Origin of the sequence: Paraburkholderia lacunae (assembly GCF_003353175.1) — a bacterium.
Classification (GTDB): domain Bacteria; phylum Pseudomonadota; class Gammaproteobacteria; order Burkholderiales; family Burkholderiaceae; genus Paraburkholderia; species Paraburkholderia lacunae.
The window spans coordinates 1-19,071 of sequence record NZ_QHKS01000036.1 but is presented as its reverse complement, the minus strand read 5'-3'; the positions used below and the strand labels follow the sequence as shown (position 1 = coordinate 19,071).

Here is a 19,071-nt window from a genome sequence, read left to right as displayed (position 1 = left end):
ATCCAGTCCCACGCGGGTTGTGGAAGCCACCCTGCGGCCGGCCCCTTGGCGGGCATGATCAGCAGCCGGTCTGTGTCAAATGTCAAAGGAAGCAGTTTCTGTTGAAGCTCCGCGTTCACCGTCAACGCTGACGGCGAACTGATGACGCATATCGAGCATTACAGGAAGCGCATTCAGGATCAAACCGGCGTACGCCTGTCGTTGAGCCAAGCGACTGCCGGCATTCTGCGCCATGGACTTGAAGCGATAAACGCAGAGGAACGATTCACCCCGGCATACCCTCTGCTCCAAGGGGCGTCGCAGCGGGCAAACTGCGATAACTCGGGCGTCCCCCGGTTGGCCCTGTTTGCCGAGGGGTGCTGTGACGGGTAAATCACACTGATTCGGCTCTCGTTCGCGCTGGCCCCGACGCCGGAAGTATCGGGACACTCACCATCACTCTGCTGCGATGCGATCCGCGAACGCGCCAAAGTACGGCGTCAACGCCGCTCGAATCCGCTTCACGTCTGAGCCAGCGACGAGGCGCATTACCAGTTGGGGCAATTCCTTGTTACCAAGGCCGAATACTGCCCCGATCTGCGACGCCAGTGACTTTCGGTTGTAGTAACGGAGCACGGCTCGATAGTCCTCCTGCCCCGTTGCAGTTGCGAAGGTCGCCTCGCTCTCCTTATAGAGCGAGGAAACATCGATCCCGGATACCAAATCAGTCAACGACTGGGCGATAGCAGCTTCGCCTTTGGCCTTGTCGTTGAATAGGTTCAGCCGAAACTTTACTTCTGCAGAAACACGCATCGAAACTTGGCCTTCAAATTCTGAGCCGAGTCTGTCAAAAACAACCTTCGACGCAGCGGCCAAATCAACTTGAGCGTCGCGGGCTAAGCGCTCGCTACAGAGCGCCAAGATTTCCGGCACGCAAAAAAGGTTTTCGACTTCGGCAACGTCGAGCACGAAGACCCCACTCTTTTCAAGTGACGCAATCTCCACATCGCCGCGCCGATCGCGATCGACAATCCCAACAACTTCGAGATGATGGAACTGCGGGTGAGAACGAAGCGCTCGGACACCCTCGATAACACTAGAGCAACTACCGCGAGGCATAACCAAATAGCCCGGCAGCATGGCTCGGTAAAGTGCCACGTCGAAACTACCGTTCTCACCCTCGACAAACGCGACAGGTTTGCGACTTCCAAGCACCTCTATAACCAAATCCTCTGGCAAAGCTGCCGAAGGTTCGAGGACTTCCCAGTCCCACGCGTTACCATTGAACGACTTGAGCCATACCTTTGTCGCGGAAACTTGGGACGCCGCAAAATCGACGTCATGGGTGATATAGACGAACGCGCAATCTTCGCGAAGCTTCTCCACCGCCGCCCAAAGTGGCGCTTGGACGGACTTGTGGAGGTGAAGTTCAGGTTCGTCGACGACGATAATTCCGTCCTTTGGAGCGGCAAGACACTGCCCGATTAGATAGAGAGCAACCCGCTCTCCATCGCTCATCTGGGACGCAGAGTAACGTGTGTCGTCATCCGCAGTCGTCGCGTGCAGCTCGGCAGCGCCCACGTCCAATTTACGATGCGGATAGATAGCTTCCCATGTGCGCTTCAGCTTCAGGAGCTTCGTGTCTGGAGGCGGTAGATAGCCTTGATGGATTCGCACGGCTTCAACGTATCTCGTTGCTTCCTCTGAACTGCTAGAAAAAGTTGAGCAACTTGCCGAAGTCGGCGAGTGGATAGATAGCGCCTTTGCCGCCCCAGCGCGTGACCATTTTGTGAGTCTCTTGCTGCACTTCCTCTATATCACTGTAGCCGTACAAGAGGTCTGACTCGGCCCTCGAAGTAGAGATGATCACGGAATTGTCCGGCATCACAAGTGACTTCTGTGCCGAAATGCGAAACGTCGTCATGCGCTGCGGGGAGTAGAGGTCCAGCCAAGTGCCAAGCCGAGTCTTTCCTGAGCCGTTCGCCCCGACAAGCACAATGCTCTGCTCAACTTCGATCTGAGCACAAGCTTCGGCGGGCGCGTGCGAGTTATGGACGGCGAAATGTGGTGCTGGGAATGTGAGAAGGTGGCTCATAACCGTGATCGGGAATGTATGAACAAATCCGCACAACGATAGCCCCGCGGGTATAAAGGCTCACGTGGCACCAAAGACTTGAGACGAGATTTGAGAAACTTCAGTTACACCTGGATGATGCAGGGAAAAAATCGTTTTCAGGCACAGTTCGGGCACGGCAACTGAAAAAAGAAAAAGGCCTTACAAGCATTGCTTGTAAGGCCTTGATTTCTTTGGTCGGGGCGAGAGGATTTGAACCTCCGACCACCTGCACCCCATGCAGGTACGCTACCAGGCTGCGCTACGCCCCGAACAGCACAAAATTATAACAGACACTTCATTCGATTAGAACCGCTTCGCGCTAACAAAGCGAACTAGTGGCTCAACAAATCGATCACCTGCAGCAACTCTTTGCGTAACTGGTCGACATCGACCGCGGCCGTTGATGCTGCCGGCGCCGCTACGCCCTCGCCTTCCTCGATCGCCTCAGCCGATTCGCCATGCGCCCCCCCGCCGGGTGATTCAAGCCGATTGCGTGCTCCGTTGATCGTGAAGCCCTGCTCATACAGCAACTCACGAATCCGCCGGATCAACAGCACCTCGTGGTGCTGGTAATAGCGGCGATTGCCGCGCCGCTTGACCGGCCTCAACTGCGTGAACTCCTGTTCCCAATAGCGCAGCACATGCGGTTTCACACCGCACAGTTCGCTGACCTCACCAATCGTGAAGTAGCGCTTCGCCGGAATCGGAGGCAAGACGACTTTTTCGATCGTCGCTGTCATCGTCAGTTAGCCGTCGTGGTGGGTTGCGCAGGAGCGCGCCGATCGATCAGCGCGCGAAGCTCGCTTCAGCGCCGTTCTCGACCAGCGCTTTCAGCTTTTGACTTGCATGGAACGTCACGACGCGGCGCGCGGCGATTGGAATCGCCTCGCCGGTCTTCGGATTTCTGCCGGGACGCTGGGGTTTGTCGCGCAACTGAAAGTTGCCGAACCCCGACAGCTTCACGCTATCGCCACTCTCCAGCGCATCGCGGATCACCTCGAAGAACGCTTCGACCATGTCTTTGGCTTCCCGCTTGTTGAGTCCGACATTGTCGAACAACAACTCGGCAAGTTCCGCCTTGGTGAGCGTCGGCGTTTCGCTGGAAACGGCGGCGGGTGATGTCGGAATATCGCGAATCATGGCGCTGCGTTGCGCCGTAAGAAGGGCTTCGAAATCACTCGAGTTCATTTCATTCATATCTATCAAATGGCGCGCCAAGCAGAAACGAAGGTTGCGAAAAAATGCCGTGCAAGTGTTAAATGCGGGTTATCCACGCAACCGTGCGCCATATACTCGAGCCAGACGTTCCACCAGAGTTTGAATGGCCAAATCGACCGTTTCATCCTGAAGGGTTCCGCCAGTATCTTGCAAGGTCACACGGAACGCAAGGCTTTTCTCATGCGCAGCCAGACCACCGGAAGTGTTTGATTTTGGACGGAATTCGTCAAAAAGCGCAACCCTCTGAACAGTCTTGCAGGCCTCCTCGGACTGGGCTTTTTGCAGCTCGTCCAACAGCGCCTGAACCTCGATTTTCTGATCGACGACCACAGCAATATCGCGGCGCACCGGCGGGAATTTAGACACTTCCGTCGGTGTCGGCAATACCCGCTGCATTAATGCTTCCGCTTCGATTTCAAAAAGAATCGGCGCATGCGGCAAATCATATTTCTGCATCCAGCGAGGATGCAATTCGCCAATCCAGCCGACCACGCGCCCATCCAGCTCAATGCGCCCGCTGCGGCCCGGATGCAGCGCCGGATGCTCCGCCTTCACGAAACGCGCCACCGCCGGCGCCAGCAGCGCTTCCAGATCGCCCTTCACATCGAAGTAGTCGACCGTGCGGGTTTGCGCGCCCCACTGCTCGTCGAGCGCGGGACCATAGGCGAGCGCTCCGATCATCTTCGGCTGCGCGAAACCTTCGACCGTCAGTTCGCCCGCCTTGATCGACGGATCATTCAGGAAGACGCGACCGGCTTCGAACACGCGCACGCGATCGGCCGCGCGGCGGTTCAGATTCATGCGCAGCACGTCGAGCAGACTGCCGAACAACGTGGTGCGCATCACCGAATACTGACTCGCGATCGGATTCAGCAGACGTACAGGCTTGTCATTGCCCGCGAAGTCCTGCTCCCACTCGGCATCGACGAAACTGAAATTGACCGTTTCCGCGTAATCACGCGCAGCGAGCGTGTGACGAATCACGTGGATCGAGCGCTGGGTTTCGTTGGTCGCGCGCATTTCGCTGGTCGCAACGGGCGGGCGCGCCGGAATCTTTTCGAAGCCGTAGATGCGCGCGACTTCCTCGATCAGGTCTTCTTCGATTTCGATGTCGAAGCGGTACGACGGTGGCATCACCGAGAACGTATCGCCATCGCGTTCGAACGTGAGGCCGAGGCGCGTGAAGATCTGCGCGATTTCGTCCGCATCGATCCGAATGCCGATGATGCGGTTCGCACGCGCGACACGCATCTTCACCGGCGCGCGTTGCGGCACATTGACAGTTTGATCGTCGACCGGGCCGGCTTCGCCGCCGCAGATATCGAGGATCAGTTGCGTGATGCGCTCGATATGCTCGACGGTGGTCGCATAGTCGACGCCGCGCTCGAAGCGATGCCCTGCATCGGTCGAGAAGTTGTACTTGCGCGAACGGCCACGAATGCTGTCGGGCCACCAGAACGCGGCTTCGAGATAGATGTTGGTGGTGTCGAGCGTGACGGCGGTGCTGTCGCCGCCCATGATGCCCGCAAGGCTCTCGATGTGCTGCTCGTCCGCGATCACCCCGACGGTTTCATCGAGTTCGACGGTGTTGCCGTTCAGCAGCTTGAGCGTTTCGCCTTTGCGGCCCCAGCGCACGTCCATGCCGCCGTGGATCTTGTCGAGATCGAACACGTGCGACGGGCGGCCGAGTTCGAGCATCACATAGTTCGAGATATCGACGAGCGCGGAAATGCTGCGCTGACCCGAACGCTCCAGACGCTGAACCATCCATTGCGGCGACTTCGCGCGCGCGTTCACGCCGCGAATCACGCGGCCCGAAAAACGGCCGCACAGATCGGGCGCCGAGATTTTGACGGGCAACGTTTCGTCGAGCTTGACGGGCGCCGGCTTGATTTCGAGTGGACGCAGCGAAGCGCCCGTGATCGCCGAGGTTTCACGCGCCACGCCGAACACCGACAGGCAGTCCGCCTTGTTCGGCGTCAGCTTGATTTCGAAAATCGTGTCGTCGAGATTGAGCGTCTCGCGGATGTCCTGGCCGATCGGCGTATCTTCCGGGAGGATCATCAGCCCGCTATGATCTTCCGACAGCTTCAGTTCGCGCGCCGAGCACAGCATCCCCTGGCTTTCCACGCCGCGCAGCTTCGAGAGCTTGATCGCGAACGGCGCGCCGCCCTCTTCGGCCGGCGGTAGTTGCGCGCCGACCAGCGCAACCGGTACCTTGATGCCCGGCGCGACGTTCGGCGCCCCGCATACGATGTTCAGCGCCGCGCCCGTGCCGGCGTCGACCTGACACACATTGAGCTTGTCCGCGTCCGGGTGCTTGACGACTTCCAGCACCTGGCCCACGACGATCTTCGAGGTCGGCGGCGCGGCCGGCCGCAGGTCTTCGACTTCGAGACCCGCCATCGTCAACGCGTGCGACAGTTCATCGGTCGTCAGTTGCGGGTCGACAAAGGTTCTCAGCCAGGATTCCGGGAATTGCATGGTTCTGTGTACGTTCTCAGGTTAGGTCCACGTCCGGCGGTGCTTGATACTCTTGATTCGCCAGGCACTGCCGGGGACGCTGCTGGCGGCACTGCGTACAGCGCCGCGCTCTATGCTTGTCGCGTTCGTACGCGCCGGTTCACGCGAATTGACGCAGGAACCGCAGGTCGTTTTCGAAGAACAGGCGCAGGTCTTGCACGCCGTAACGCAACATCGTGAGCCGTTCGAGACCGCTGCCGAAGGCAAAGCCGATGTAGCGCTCGGGGTCGAGGCCCATGTTGCGGATCACCGTGGGGTGAACCTGCCCGGAACCCGAAATTTCGAGCCACTTGCCGGCGTTCTTGCCCGTTTCGAACAGCATGTCGATCTCGGCCGACGGTTCGGTAAACGGAAAGTACGACGGACGGAAGCGCACCTGAATATCGTCGCGCTCGAAGAATTTCTTGAGGAAATCGGTATAGACGCCCTTCAGATCCGCGAAGCTGATGTTCTCGTCGATCCACAGGCCTTCAACCTGGTTGAACATCGGCGAATGGGTCGCATCGCTGTCCACACGATACGTGCGGCCCGGCACGATCACCTTGATCGGCGGCGTGTTGGTACGCGCATAGCGCACCTGCATCGGGCTGGTATGCGTGCGCAGCAGCAGCTGGCGGCCGTCGGCATCTTTGCCGTCGACGTAGAAAGTGTCCTGCATCGAACGCGCCGGATGATTTTCCGGGCTGTTCAGCGAGGTGAAGTTGTACCAGTCGGTTTCGATCTCGGGGCCGTCGGCCACGTCGAATCCGATCGTACGGAAAATCTGTTCGACGCGCTCCCATGTACGCATCACCGGGTGCAGGCTGCCTGCACCGGCGCCGCGGCCGGGCAGCGTGACGTCGATCGCTTCAGCGGCGAGGCGCTGGTTCAGCAACGCGTCGGCCAGCGCCTGACGGCGGGCCGTCAACGCGGCTTCCACTTGTTGCTTGACGAGGTTGATCCGTGCGCCTTCGGTCTTGCGCGTTTCGGGATCGAGTTTGCCAAGGCCCTTCAACAGCTCGGTCAGCGCACCCGATTTGCCGAGAAAGCGTGCTTTCTCGTTCTCGAGGGTGGTGACGTCGGAGGCTTCTGCGAAGGCTTTTTGCGCGTCGGCGACAATCTGGTCCAGATCCATTGATCCCATCATTTCAACGTCAGTGTTCAATCGAAGCAAAACTGGTTCTACCAACAAAAACGGGGCTCGGTGAGGAGCCCCGTTATTGCTGCAGCGTCACCGAGACTACCGGATGTTCGCTGCAACGAACCACGCAGTACTAGTTGCCAAATGCGCAATCAGGCTGCAACGGCGGCTTTCACCTGCTGAACGATCGCAGCAAAAGCGGCCTTGTCGAACACAGCCATGTCGGCCAGCACCTTGCGGTCGAGTTCGATCGAAGCCTTCTTCAGGCCGTTGATGAACACGCTGTACGTCATGTCGTGCTGACGCACCGCCGCGTTGATACGCGTGATCCACAATGCACGGAACACACGCTTCTTGTTGCGGCGATCGCGGTAGGCGTATTGGCCTGCGCGCATGACCGCCTGCTTGGCGATGCGATAGACGTTATTGCGACGGCCGCGGTAACCCTTGGCCAGCTTGATGATTTTCTTGTGACGGGCCCGTGCGGTAACCCCACGTTTTACTCGAGGCATGTTTCGCTCCTATGAGTTTCAGTTAAGGGTTAAGCGAACGGCAGCATTGCGCGTACGGAGTTCAGATCGGAATCATGAACTGCCGTCGAACCGCGCAGATGGCGTTTGTTCTTGGTGGTCTTCTTGGTAAGAATGTGGCGCTTGAAGGCTTGACCGCGCTTGACGGTACCACCCGGACGCACCACGAAGCGCTTTGCAGCACTCTTCTTGGTCTTCATCTTAGGCATGACGAACAACTCCATTATTAGATGGATATGGGTGTGCGGTCGGCCTGATGGCCACAACCCGCCCTTCGAAACCCACTCCACTTGGTATGCAGACCGCCGATACCGCCGACGGCCGCTTTTCAGGAACGATGCCCATTTGCATAAGCGCCGCTCCGAAACCTGCCGATGCTGGACCGGACACCCGGCGCAACATCGTGTGAATCCTGTACAACGAATCTTGCACAACTGAAGCGCGCGCCACATGGCGCGCAGCCACTTACTTCTTTTTCTTCGGAGCGAGCACCATGATCATCTGGCGCCCTTCCATTTTCGGCATCTGTTCGACCTGACCGACTTCGTCCAGGTCCGTGCGCAGGCGCTCGAGCATGCGCATACCGATTTCCTGGTGAGCCATTTCGCGGCCACGGAAACGCAACGTGATTTTCGTCTTGTCGCCGTCTTCCAGGAAGCGGACGAGGTTGCGCAGCTTGACGTTGTAATCGCCGTCATCGGTACCCGGGCGGAATTTGACTTCCTTCACCTGGATGACCTTCTGCTTGAGCTTGGCCTCGTGCTGCTTCTTCGCTTCCTGGTACTTGAACTTGCCGTAGTCCATCAAACGGCAAACCGGCGGGACCGCCTGCGGAGCGATTTCTACGAGATCCACGTCCTGCTGCTCAGACAAACGGAATGCATCAGCAAGTTTCACGATGCCGAGCGGTTCGTTCTCGACTCCGACCAGACGCACCTCGGGTGCAGTAATTTCACCGTTGATGCGGTGCGCAGACTTATCAGTAGCGATGTTACGTTTCCTCTAAAAATTAAAAAAACGAGCCGCGCTGCCAAGTGGCTCAGTTGAACGACTGCACGTCCTGACGCAGACGCTCAATGAAGGCGTCGACAGGCATCACGCCCAGATCGACACCACCACGGGCACGCACGGCTACCGTTTGGGCATCACGCTCTTTGTCGCCGACCACAAGGAGATACGGCACCTTTTCCAGCGTGTGCTCGCGTATTTTATAGCTAATCTTCTCGTTGCGCAAATCAGCCTCCACTCTAACCCCTTGTTTTTGCAACGATTGAGCTAGAGACTGTGCATATTCGGCCTGACTTTCCGCGATATTCATCACCACAACCTGCATCGGCGCGAGCCATGAAGGCATTGCACCAGCATGGTGCTCAATCAGAATACCGAGAAAACGCTCCATTGATCCGACGATTGCCCGGTGCAGCATGATCGGCCGCCGGCGGCCGTTGTCTTCAGCCACGTATTCGGCGCCCAGACGCTCCGGCAGCACCATATCGAGCTGCAACGTGCCGCATTGCCAGGAACGGCCCAGCGCGTCCTTGATGTGGTACTCGACCTTCGGACCGTAGAACGCGCCTTCGCCCTGCAACTCTTCCCAGATCACGCCGCAGGCGGTCAGCGCTTCGCGCAGACCCTGCTCCGCACGATCCCACGTTTCGTCCGTGCCGGCGCGCGCATCCGGGCGCAGAGACAGCTTGATGTCGATGTCGTCGAAGCCGAAGTCCTTGTAAACGCTCATCGCAAGCGTGTTGAACGCGATCGATTCGCTGATGAACTGGTCTTCGGTACAGAAAATGTGTGCGTCGTCCTGCACGAAGCCGCGCACGCGCATCAGGCCATGCAGCGCGCCCGACGATTCATTGCGATGGCACGAGCCGAATTCCGCGTAACGCAGCGGCAGATCGCGATACGAGCGCAGACCGTGATTGAACACCTGCACATGCCCCGGACAGTTCATCGGCTTGATCGCGTAGTCGCGCTTTTCCGATTCCGTCGTGAACATGTTTTCACGATAGTTCTGCCAATGACCCGACGCCTCCCACAGCGAGCGGTCCATGATCATCGGCGTCTTGATTTCGAGGTAGCCCGCATCGTTCACGCGGCGGCGCATGTACTGCTCGACCTGCTGCCACAGCGTCCAGCCGCGCGGGTGCCAGAACACCATGCCCGGCGACTCGTCCTGCATGTGGAACAGGTCGAGTTGCTTGCCGAGCTTGCGGTGATCGCGCTTCTCCGCTTCTTCAAGCATGTGCAGATACGCTTCCTGGTCTTCCTTCTTCGTCCAGGCCGTACCGTAGATGCGCTGCAGCTGTTCGTTCTTCGAATCGCCACGCCAGTAGGCGCCTGCCACCTTCATCAGTTTGAAGACCTTCAGCTTGCCGGTGGACGGCACGTGCGGGCCGCGGCACAGATCGGTGAAGCCGCCATGCGAGTACAGCTTGATTTCGTCCATGGCGGGGATCGATTCGATGATCTCGGCCTTGTACTTCTCGCCGATGCTCTTGAAGTAGTCCACCGCTTCGCCGCGCGACACTACACGACGCGAGACCGGCTCGTCTTTCTTCGCGAGTTCCTGCATGCGCTTCTCGATCTTCTCCAGATCTTCCGGCGTGAAGGGACGGCTGTACGCGAAGTCGTAGTAAAAGCCGTTGTCGATCACGGGACCGATCGTAACCTGCGCTTCCGGGTACAGATCCTTCACCGCGTACGCGAGCAAGTGCGCCGTAGAGTGACGAATGATGTCGAGACCGTCTGCATCTTTTTCGGTGACGATGGCGAGCGCCACGTCGCGATCGATCAGCGTCGACGTATCGACGAGCTCTCCGTCGATCTTGCCGCCAAGCGCGGCTTTCGCGAGGCCGGGGCCGATCGACGCGGCCACTTCGGCGACGGTCACCGGATGCTCGTACTGTCGAACAGAACCGTCAGGCAGACGTATCGAAACCATTGTGTTCTCCGTGGTGCCGACCGGCGGCGGCACATACAACCATCAAATAAGCCAAAAAAAATGCGGCCCCGCTTTCGAGGGGCCGCATTCACATTTTCTGCAAACTACATTGGCGAACTTGGTCCTCGACTAGCGTCGCTCCGAAGTGGTTTCGGTCAACGTTCGCGGTGTCATAACCGTATTCGCCTTTTTTGCGCCGAGGCGCTTACTGCAGCTTGCGAAACCCCGGAACAACCGGAATTTCTCTTTCGTTGGTAGGCTCGATTGGACTCGAACCAACGACCCCCACCATGTCAAGGTGGTGCTCTAACCAGCTGAGCTACGAGCCTGAAGAAACGAGATTATATGGAGCCCCACACCGCTTGGCAAGTACTTTTATGCATCGACTTTAAATTTCTACTCGCACGCTCAAGCGTGCCGGCGAATGCCTGCTCACATCCGCCCGCCTCCCCCGCGCGTCAATTCTTGCGCGAAGCGCGCATCACGCCCGTCACTTCGCCGAGCAGCGTGCACGCGCGCTGAATCTGCGCGGCACTCGACACCTCGACAGTGAACTGCATGAACGCGGCATTGCGACGCGTCTGCGTCTTCACGCCGATCACGTTCATCTTTTCGCGCGCGAACACTTCGGAGATATCGCGCAGCAGACCTTGCCGATCCGTTGCTTCGATGCTGAGGTCGACGGGATAGACGGACTGGCCGCGGCCGCTCATCACGTCCGCGGACCACGCGGTTTGCAGCACGCGCTCCGGCGCACGTTCAGCCATGCGCAGGAAAGTCGGGCAATCGCTGCGATGAATCGACATGCCCTTGCCACGCGTGACAAAGCCGCTGATCTCATCGGGCGGTGCAGGCCGGCAGCAGCGCGCCAATTGCGTCAGCAAGGCGTCGACGCCGACCACCAGCACGCCCGTGGAAGCCCCGCGCGCGACGCTCGCGCCGCTGCTGCGCTTCTCGAACTGCTCCGGCGCTTCGACAACAGGCTCGGGCGGCGGCGCATCGTGCAGCGCCTGCTCGACGAGCCGCAGACTGAACTCTTCCTTGCCGACCACAGAGAAAAGATCGTCGGTGGTCTTGAAGCCCAGTTTCGCGGCAAGCTGATCGAGATTGACCGATGTCTTGCCCTCGCGCTGCAAGGTTTTTTCGACCATCGCCCGGCCGCTCGCGATGTGCTCCTGCACTTCGACCGCATTGAACCACGCGCGCACTTTCTGCCGTGCCCGCGGACTCTGCAGATAACCCAGCTGCGGGTTGAGCCAGTCGCGCGAAGGACCACCCTCTTTCACCGCGACGATCTCGACCGTCTGACCGTTTTGCAACGGCGTATTGAGCGGCACCATCGTGCCGTCGACACGCGCGCCTCGGCAACGATGCCCGAGTTCGCTATGCAGGTGATACGCGAAGTCCACTGGCGTGGCGCCGTGCGGCAACGGAATCACGCGCGCCTGCGGCGTGAGCACGTAGATGTGGTCGTCGTCGAGCGTGGCCTGGCGCAGTTGCTCCCACGGCTGCGCGGCGCGCTTCTCGCCGTGCTCGCCTTCGGATACTTCGTCTTTCCACGCGAGCAGCTGACGCAGCCATGCAATCTTCTCGTCGTACTTCTCATTGGCGCTGAACTGGCCGCCGTAGCCGCGCGTGCCCGCTTCCTTGTAGCGCCAGTGCGCCGCCACGCCGTACTCGGCGAACTGATGCATTTCATGCGTGCGGATCTGCACTTCGAACGCGCGGCCGTCGTCGCCGATCACGACCGTGTGCAAGGATTTATAGCCGTTCGGCTTGGGCCGCGAGATGTAGTCATCGAATTCTTTCGGCACCGGCTGCCACAGGTTGTGCACGATGCCGAGCACGGTGTAGCAATCCTTGATGTCCGGCACGATCACGCGAAACGCACGCACGTCGTACAGCTCGGCGAAGTCCAGCTCCTTGCCGCGCATCTTGCGCCAGATGCTGTAGATATGTTTTGGCCGGCCGCTCACTTCCGCGCGAATATGCGCGGCAGCCAGCTCCTGCTGCAAGCGCTCGATTGCCTGCGCAACATAGCTTTCGCGCTCGACACGCTTCTCGTCGAGCAGCTTGGCGATACGCTTGTAGGTGGCAGGTTCTTCGAAGCGGAACGCGAGGTCTTCGAGCTCCCACTTCAGTTGCCAGATACCGAGACGATTGGCGAGCGGCGCATAAATATCGAGCGTCTCGCGTGCCACGTCCGGCGACGGCGTCACTTTCGCCGCCGCGTAATAACGCAGCGATTGCAGCCGCGACGCGAGCCGGATCAGCACCACGCGAATGTCTTGCGCGAACGCGAGCAGCATCTTGCGCAGCGCCTCGACCTGCTGGCGGCGCGCCGCTTGCGCGTCACGCCCGGCTTCGGGAATGGCATTCTGCGCGGCGCGCAAGCTCACTGTGCCGAGGCGCAGCAACTTGCGCACGTCGCCGACAAGTTGCGCAACCTCTTCGCCGAAGTTGTCGGCGATCACGCGCTCCGGTTCTTGCAGATGCGGCGTCAGCGCGAACAGCGCCGCCGCCAGCACCGCCGGCGGATCGACGTTGAGCGTGCGCATGATCGACGCCGTTCCCGCCGCATGATCCGCCAGCAACTCGCCCGAGGACAGTCGCACCTCGCCCGCATGTTCGCGCACGAACGCCATCGCTTCGTCGAAGGAAGGAAGAGGCGTTGGCGCGGGTGGAACAGATGTTTCGGTAGTCATGGTGCGGCGTGCCGCGAGGCGGGACGGATCAACGGAATTTCAACAACAGAAACAACAACGGCTTAGCTGCGCTGCGCAGCGACCACGACCACTTCGACGAGGCACTTCGGGTTCGCGAGCTTGGCTTCGACGGTGGCGCGCGGCGGCGTGGCGCCTTGTGCGACCCATTCGTCCCACACGGCGTTCATGCCGGCGAAGTGCGCCATGTCCGAAATGAAGATCTGCACCGACAGCAAGTGCGCTTTGTCGCTGTTCACTTCAGCCAGCAGACGGTCGATGTGGCCGAGCACTTCGCGCGTCTGACCCGTGATGTCCTGATCCGCGTCTTCGGCGATCTGGCCGGCGAGGTACACGGTGCCGTTGTGCACGGCGATTTCCGAGAGGCGCTTGCCGACGTGGTGACGAATGACTGCCATGAAGAATCCTGAGGTTGATTGAGCGTTGATCGAAGATGCGTTCCACATTGCGCGCCGTCGAGGACGCGGCACGCAACTGCATATTATGACGCGTTAGCGGCCGGGCCGATAAAGAACTGCCTCGCGATGCCGATCTGATCGGCCGACAGAAACGCCGGCGCATGCCCGACGCCGGCGATTTCCACGCTCGATGCCGCGCGCCCGGTCTCGACCATCTTCGCCACGGTTTCACGCGACAGGAGATCCGATTGCTCGCCGCGCACCACCAGCACCGGCCCTTGGAATGTCGCCAGCGAATGCCATAGCGCGGCCTCGCCGAGTTTCGTCGCCTCTTCGTTGGTTGCGGCAAACGGCTGCGCGATACGCGGGTCGTAGCGGAATTGCCAGCCGCCGTCCTGCTCGCGCAAAAGCGGCGTGTTGATCTCACGCCATTCGTCCGGCGTGAGCGGGCCGAAGGTCTGCGCGAGCAACGCGGCGTAGTCGATGCCTTGCTGCAGCGTTTCGAAACGCACCGGCTTGCCGAGATAGTCACCGATGCGCTGAACGGCCTGCGGCTCCAGATGCGGACCGACGTCGTTCAGCAGCATCTTGCCGATCGGTGTTTCCGGCAGACCGGCAAGCGCGAGGCCGATCAGGCCGCCCATCGAGGTGCCGAACCAGTCCACCGTTTCGACGTTCAGGCGCGCGATCAGCGTGACCGTGTCGGCAACGTATTGCGGCACGCCATAGAAGTTGGGGTTGGCGAGCCACGATGACAAGCCCCGCCCCGCCACATCCGGACACACCACGCGATAGGTGGCGGCGAATTCCGCCGCGAGGCGGTCGAAATCGCGCCCCGAGCGCGTCAAGCCATGCACGCAGACCAGCACGCGCGGATTGGCCGGATCGCCCCACTCGGTGTAGGCAATACGATGCAAACCGGCGGGACTCGCGCACTGCACATAACGTTGGCGTGGCGCGGGCCGCTCGGCGGCGGAAGCAAACGTTGCGGTCATCGGGGATTCCTTGCAAAAGCGCTGCGCGGTCCAAAGGCAGAGCGGATGAATGAGCGTCCAGGCTGCAAACGATTGTAAACCGCTTTGCCGCGCGGCAAGGATCGGCCGAACGGCTTAGGACGAGCGACCCGGAACAAACACGCGCCGCATGAAACAAAGCGGGCGAGACTCACGCCTCGCCCGCTTCGGATCAAGCCTGCCGCGCCGGTCACATGGACCGGGGCCGCTCACAGCACCATTCAGCTCACCGCGCTCACATCGAGCGGCGCGCCAGTCTTCGCCTTGATTTCCTCGACGCTGACTCCCGGCGCCAGCTCAGTCACCTTCAGGCCGTCGTCCGTCACCTCGATCACGCCGAGGTCGGTGATGATCTGATCGACCACGCCCACGCCCGTCAAAGGCAGCGTGCATTCCTCCAGAATCTTGTGCTGGTCGCCCTTTGCGACGTGCTCCATCAGCACGACCACGCGCTTGACGCCCGCCACCAGGTCCATCGCGCCGCCCATGCCCTTGATCATCTTGCCCGGGATCATCCAGTTCGCCAGATCGCCCTTCTTGCTGATCTGCATTGCCCCGAGAATCGCCAGGTTGATGTGGCCGCCGCGGATCATCGCGAACGAATCCGCCGACGAAAAAATCGACGAGCCGGGCAGCGTGGTCACCGTCTGCTTGCCGGCGTTGATCAGGTCGGCATCCACTTCGTCTTCGGTCGGCGACGGGCCAATGCCGAGCAGGCCGTTTTCCGACTGCAGCCACACTTCGACATCCGGCGGCACGTGGTTCGCCACCAGCGTCGGCAGGCCGATGCCGAGGTTCACGTAAAAGCCGTCCTGCAATTCCCGCGCCGCGCGCGCGGCCATTTCGTCACGAGTCCATGCCATGATCAGTCTCCTTTCGCGCGAACGACGCGTTGTTCGATGCGTTTTTCCGGATGCGCATTGAGCACGATGCGCTGCACGAAGACACCCGGCGTATGGATCGCGTCCGGGTCGAGTTCGCCCACTTCGACGATTTCCTCGACTTCGGCGACGGTAATCCTGCCGGCCATCGCGCACATCGGGTTGAAGTTGCGCGCCGTGCGGCGATAGATCAGGTTGCCCGACTTGTCGGCTTTCCAGGCCTTGACGAGCGCGACGTCGGCGGTCAGGGAATGTTCGAGCACGTAGTGGTTCTCGCCGAACTGGCGGGTTTCCTTGCCCTCGGCGATCAGCGTGCCATAGCCGGTATTCGTGAAGAACGCCGGAATGCCCGAACCGCCGGCGCGCAGCTTCTCGGCGAGCGTGCCTTGCGGCGTGAATTCGAGCTCGAGTTCGCCGGCCAGATACTGGCGTTCGAACTCCTTGTTCTCGCCGACGTACGACGAGATCATTTTCTTGATCTGCCGCGTTTCGAGCAGCAGGCCGAGGCCGAAACCGTCAACGCCCGCATTGTTGCTGATGCAGGTGATGCCTTTGACGCCGGCATCGCGCAGTGCCGCAATCAGCGCTTCCGGTATGCCGCACAGCCCGAAGCCGCCGACGGCAAACGTCTGCCCGTCCTTGACGATGTCTTTCAGCGCTTCAGCCGCGCCTGGATAGACCTTGTTCATCGTTTGTCCCTTCCTTTATGGAAACCCGAAACCGGATTGTTGCGGCTGGGTATGACGTTCGGCGAGCCCTGGCCCGACACGTCATTCTAGTCATCCGCGGCCGGCCGTGCGCTCAGATTGCCAGGATTGCCCGCCGGGGTGGGCTGACCGGGGGTGACTTGACCCGGAGTGACCTGGCCGGGGTCGACCTGACAATTGGCGCCGATGACCGCCGCGGACGGCTTCGCCGCGTTGTGATGTGCCCGAAAGATTACGCTGGGCGCGCTGTACGGCACAATACGCAAAAATACATAAGTACTTGCCGCCTGACCATGCCCGCCCTGGATTACCAAACCGCGTTTCAACTCGCCCCGATCGGACTCGTGCTGTCGCGCGAACGAATCATCGAAGACTGCAACGACGAGTTGGCGTCGATATTCGGCTGTCCGCGCGAGGCGCTGCTCGGCCAGTCGTTCCAGGTGCTGTATCCGTCCGAGGACGAATTCGAGCGGATCGGCGCGCGGATTCCGCCGATCATGACCGCGCAAGGCAGTTACGCGGACGACCGCATCATGAAGCGGGCCAACGGGGAATTATTCTGGTGTCATGTGACAGGCCGCGCGCAGCGGCGCGCCGACCCGCACGCAGTCGGCGTCTGGACCTTCGAGGATCTGAGCGCCACCCGGCGCGTCGCGGTCGAGTTGACGCCGCGCGAAAGGGAAATCGCCGCACAGCTGGTGACCGGCAAAACCAGCAAACAGATCGGACGTGCGCTGGCTATCAGCCCGCGCACGGTCGATGTCTACCGCGCACGGCTGATGCGCAAATACGATACGGGTAACGCCACCGAGCTGTTGCAGCGTCTGCTCGGGCACTGAGGCGCGGCCGCCGTGGCGCCGCCTGCAACACTGCCGGACGGTGGGCGGATCGGGCTATTTTTGGCTATCAAGCCGCTCTGACCAGCGCGCCGCGCTCGATCGTCGCGCGCAACAGATCGGGTACCGGCACCGCCTTGCCTGCCGCGTAGTCGATCCACACGCAGCGCGCGGCGCCGCGCGCATAGACGGTGCCGGGGTCGTCGGCGCGCACGAGCTCGAAAGCCGTGTCGAAGCTGCTGCGGCCGGGCGTGGCCACCGTCATCCGGCCGATCACGTCGCCGGGATAGTGCAGCTGCTTGAGAAACTCCATCGACGCATTGACGATTACCGGCCCTTGCCCGTCAGCGTTGCTGCCGGCGAGACCCAGTTGCTCGAACCAGGAAATCCGCACCTGCTCCATGTAACGGAAATAGACCGTGTTGTTCACGTGGCCGAATGCGTCCATGTCGCCCCAGCGGATCGGCATCGACATCTCGAAAACTGCGTGAAAATCGCTCATCGCACTTCTTTTGCGGGTTGAAACGAGGTTAAAACCGGCATGTGAGCCGGTGCTGCAAGGATAGGTACGATCGCGTGGGTCCTCGCCGTGCGGAAAGACCCGTGCGCATGAAACCGCATCTTCGGGCGTGCGCCGATCCGCGGCGGCGCTGAGCCGTACAAAGGCGCGCAAAGCGGCACAAGCCGAGTTCAGGCCAGTCCGAAACCGTCGTCGGCGGCGATCACCGAGCCGTTGATGAACTGCGACTCGTCCGCCGCCAGCAGCAGCAACAGGCCGTCCAGATCCTCCGGCTTGCCGACGCGATGACGCGGGAGCATCGACACCAGCTTCTGCCCCTGTTCGGTCGACCAGTGGTGATGGTTGATCTCGGTATCGATATAGCCTGGGCAGATCGCGTTCACGTTGATGCCGTGCTTGCCCCATTCCAGCGCCATGGCCTTCGTCATATGGACGACGGCCGCCTTGCTGATCGAGTACAGGCCGATCTGAGGCAGCACGCGCAAGCCCGCCATCGACGCGATATTGATGATCCGGTACGACGGCTTCTGCGCGTTGTTGCCGCGCATGATCATGCGCTTGGCAACTTCCTGAGCGACGAAAAACGCGCCGCGCGTGTTGGTATCGAACACGTATTCGAAATCCGCCGGCGTGACCTCCGTGAGCTTTTGCGTGGTCGATACGCCTGAATTGTTCACCAGAATGTCGATCGTGCCCGCTTCGGTTTCCGCGTGAGCGACCGCTGCCTTGATGCTCTGATAATCCGTCACGTCCAGCGAGACCACATGCGCCGCGCCGCCGGACGCCTCGATCTCGGCGCGCAACTCCTTCAAACGCTCGGTGCGGCGGCTTGCCAGCACGACCTTGGCGCCCGCTTGCGACAACACCTGAGCAAAGCGCTTTCCCAACCCGCTCGAGGCGCCTGTAATCAGCGCGACCTTGCCTTCCAGATTGATCGAACGGCCCATTGTCGTTCCCTTGTTCGGTTGTAGTGCAGATGCGGTTGACAGGTGCGGTAAGACCATCAGTACGGGTCAATACCGCATCACAAAATAGAACGATCGTGCTAATCTCTGTTCATTTGGTTGCAGTGCAGGAATCGATCGCCCACAATACGATCCCGAAAAAAGCATTCTAACGGTAAGAGGAGCATCAATGACCCCCGCAAGTCTCATTGAGCAGTACGGTCCGCGCGAGTCGATGGAATACGACGTGGTGATCGTCGGCGGCGGCCCGGCCGGGCTGTCCGCAGCGATCCGCCTGAAGCAGCTGGCGGCTGAAAAAGGCGTCGAGATTGGCGTCTGCGTACTGGAAAAAGGCTCGGAGATCGGGGCTCACATCCTCTCGGGCGCGGTCATGGATCCGCGCGCGATCACCGAACTGATTCCCGACTGGAAGGAAAAAGGCGCGCCGCTGACGGTCGAGGTGACCGAGGACCGTTTCCTCTTCCTGACCGAAACCGGCTCGAAGAGCGTGCCGGTCTGGGCGCTGCCGGATAACTTCAAGAATCACGGCAACTACGTGATCAGCCTCGCGAACGTCACGCGCTGGCTTGGGACAATGGCCGAGGCGCTGGGCGTC

At 60.5% G+C, this 19,071-nt stretch carries 19 protein-coding genes and 2 tRNA genes; 2 read left to right on the top strand and 19 right to left on the bottom strand.

Annotated features, from left to right (window positions below):
• Positions 1-435: 435 nt before the first annotated feature.
• From DLM46_RS33895 to DLM46_RS33815, 17 genes are all read right to left on the bottom strand, one after another.
• On the bottom strand, positions 436-1,656 hold the full coding sequence (locus tag DLM46_RS33895) for a DUF4435 domain-containing protein (RefSeq protein WP_208866391.1): 1,221 nt from the start codon (positions 1,654-1,656) through the stop codon (positions 436-438).
• A 34-nt stretch (positions 1,657-1,690) separates the two neighbouring features.
• Complete coding sequence (locus DLM46_RS39945; protein ID WP_208866390.1) at positions 1,691-2,074, bottom strand: hypothetical protein; 384 nt, start codon at positions 2,072-2,074, stop codon at positions 1,691-1,693.
• A gap of 213 nt (positions 2,075-2,287) precedes the next feature.
• A tRNA-Pro gene (locus DLM46_RS33890) sits at positions 2,288-2,364 on the bottom strand.
• Positions 2,365-2,427: 63 nt separating this feature from the next.
• Positions 2,428-2,835, bottom strand: coding sequence for a MerR family transcriptional regulator (locus tag DLM46_RS33885; protein WP_115108348.1), 408 nt, complete (start codon positions 2,833-2,835; stop codon positions 2,428-2,430).
• Positions 2,836-2,881: 46 nt separating this feature from the next.
• Positions 2,882-3,292 carry an integration host factor subunit alpha gene (locus DLM46_RS33880; protein ID WP_093643287.1) on the bottom strand — a complete coding sequence of 137 codons (411 nt, stop codon included), beginning with the start codon at positions 3,290-3,292 and terminating at the stop codon, positions 2,882-2,884.
• 69 nt (positions 3,293-3,361) lie between these two features.
• Entirely contained in the window at positions 3,362-5,797 is a 2,436-nt protein-coding gene (gene pheT, locus DLM46_RS33875; RefSeq protein ID WP_115108345.1) for a phenylalanine--tRNA ligase subunit beta, read from the bottom strand.
• A gap of 139 nt (positions 5,798-5,936) precedes the next feature.
• Entirely contained in the window at positions 5,937-6,950 is a 1,014-nt protein-coding gene (gene pheS, locus DLM46_RS33870; RefSeq protein WP_165848119.1) for a phenylalanine--tRNA ligase subunit alpha, read from the bottom strand.
• Positions 6,951-7,108: 158 nt separating this feature from the next.
• Entirely contained in the window at positions 7,109-7,468 is a 360-nt protein-coding gene (gene rplT, locus DLM46_RS33865; protein WP_006052502.1) for a 50S ribosomal protein L20, read from the bottom strand.
• A 29-nt stretch (positions 7,469-7,497) separates the two neighbouring features.
• Entirely contained in the window at positions 7,498-7,695 is a 198-nt protein-coding gene (gene rpmI, locus DLM46_RS33860) for a 50S ribosomal protein L35 (RefSeq protein ID WP_006052501.1), read from the bottom strand.
• A gap of 256 nt (positions 7,696-7,951) precedes the next feature.
• A complete protein-coding gene (gene infC, locus DLM46_RS33855; RefSeq protein ID WP_115108343.1) occupies positions 7,952-8,476 on the bottom strand; it encodes a translation initiation factor IF-3 in 525 nt (174 codons plus the stop codon).
• Positions 8,477-8,525: 49 nt separating this feature from the next.
• Entirely contained in the window at positions 8,526-10,433 is a 1,908-nt protein-coding gene (thrS, locus tag DLM46_RS33850) for a threonine--tRNA ligase (RefSeq protein ID WP_115108453.1), read from the bottom strand.
• A gap of 252 nt (positions 10,434-10,685) precedes the next feature.
• Positions 10,686-10,762: transfer RNA gene (locus DLM46_RS33840), tRNA-Val, on the bottom strand.
• Positions 10,763-10,891: 129 nt separating this feature from the next.
• On the bottom strand, positions 10,892-13,138 hold the full coding sequence (locus DLM46_RS33835; protein ID WP_115108341.1) for a RelA/SpoT family protein: 2,247 nt from the start codon (positions 13,136-13,138) through the stop codon (positions 10,892-10,894).
• Between the two features lie 62 nt (positions 13,139-13,200).
• Positions 13,201-13,554 carry a RidA family protein gene (locus DLM46_RS33830; protein WP_115108338.1) on the bottom strand — a complete coding sequence of 118 codons (354 nt, stop codon included), beginning with the start codon at positions 13,552-13,554 and terminating at the stop codon, positions 13,201-13,203.
• Positions 13,555-13,637: 83 nt separating this feature from the next.
• Positions 13,638-14,549: an alpha/beta fold hydrolase gene (locus DLM46_RS33825; protein WP_115108337.1), complete on the bottom strand. Its 912-nt coding sequence runs from the start codon at positions 14,547-14,549 to the stop codon at positions 13,638-13,640.
• Between the two features lie 239 nt (positions 14,550-14,788).
• A complete protein-coding gene (locus DLM46_RS33820; protein WP_115108334.1) occupies positions 14,789-15,430 on the bottom strand; it encodes a CoA transferase subunit B in 642 nt (213 codons plus the stop codon).
• A gap of 2 nt (positions 15,431-15,432) precedes the next feature.
• A complete protein-coding gene (locus DLM46_RS33815) occupies positions 15,433-16,137 on the bottom strand; it encodes a CoA transferase subunit A (protein WP_115108332.1) in 705 nt (234 codons plus the stop codon).
• Between the two features lie 311 nt (positions 16,138-16,448).
• Between DLM46_RS33815 and DLM46_RS33810 the strand changes: the two genes are divergently transcribed.
• The gene (locus DLM46_RS33810) at positions 16,449-16,994 is read left to right on the top strand and encodes a PAS and helix-turn-helix domain-containing protein (protein ID WP_115108330.1); all 546 of its coding nucleotides are present in this window, start codon (positions 16,449-16,451) and stop codon (positions 16,992-16,994) included.
• 67 nt (positions 16,995-17,061) lie between these two features.
• Here DLM46_RS33810 and DLM46_RS33805 read toward each other — a convergent pair whose 3' ends face one another.
• Positions 17,062-17,493, bottom strand: a complete 432-nt coding sequence (locus tag DLM46_RS33805) for an acyl-CoA thioesterase (RefSeq protein WP_115108327.1) — start codon at positions 17,491-17,493, stop codon at positions 17,062-17,064.
• Positions 17,494-17,681: 188 nt separating this feature from the next.
• Positions 17,682-18,458: an SDR family oxidoreductase gene (locus DLM46_RS33800; RefSeq protein WP_115108325.1), complete on the bottom strand. Its 777-nt coding sequence runs from the start codon at positions 18,456-18,458 to the stop codon at positions 17,682-17,684.
• Between the two features lie 187 nt (positions 18,459-18,645).
• Between DLM46_RS33800 and DLM46_RS33795 the strand changes: the two genes are divergently transcribed.
• Positions 18,646-19,071, top strand: a 426-nt coding sequence (locus DLM46_RS33795; RefSeq protein WP_133300425.1) for an NAD(P)/FAD-dependent oxidoreductase, incomplete at its 3' end; no start/stop codon positions are given.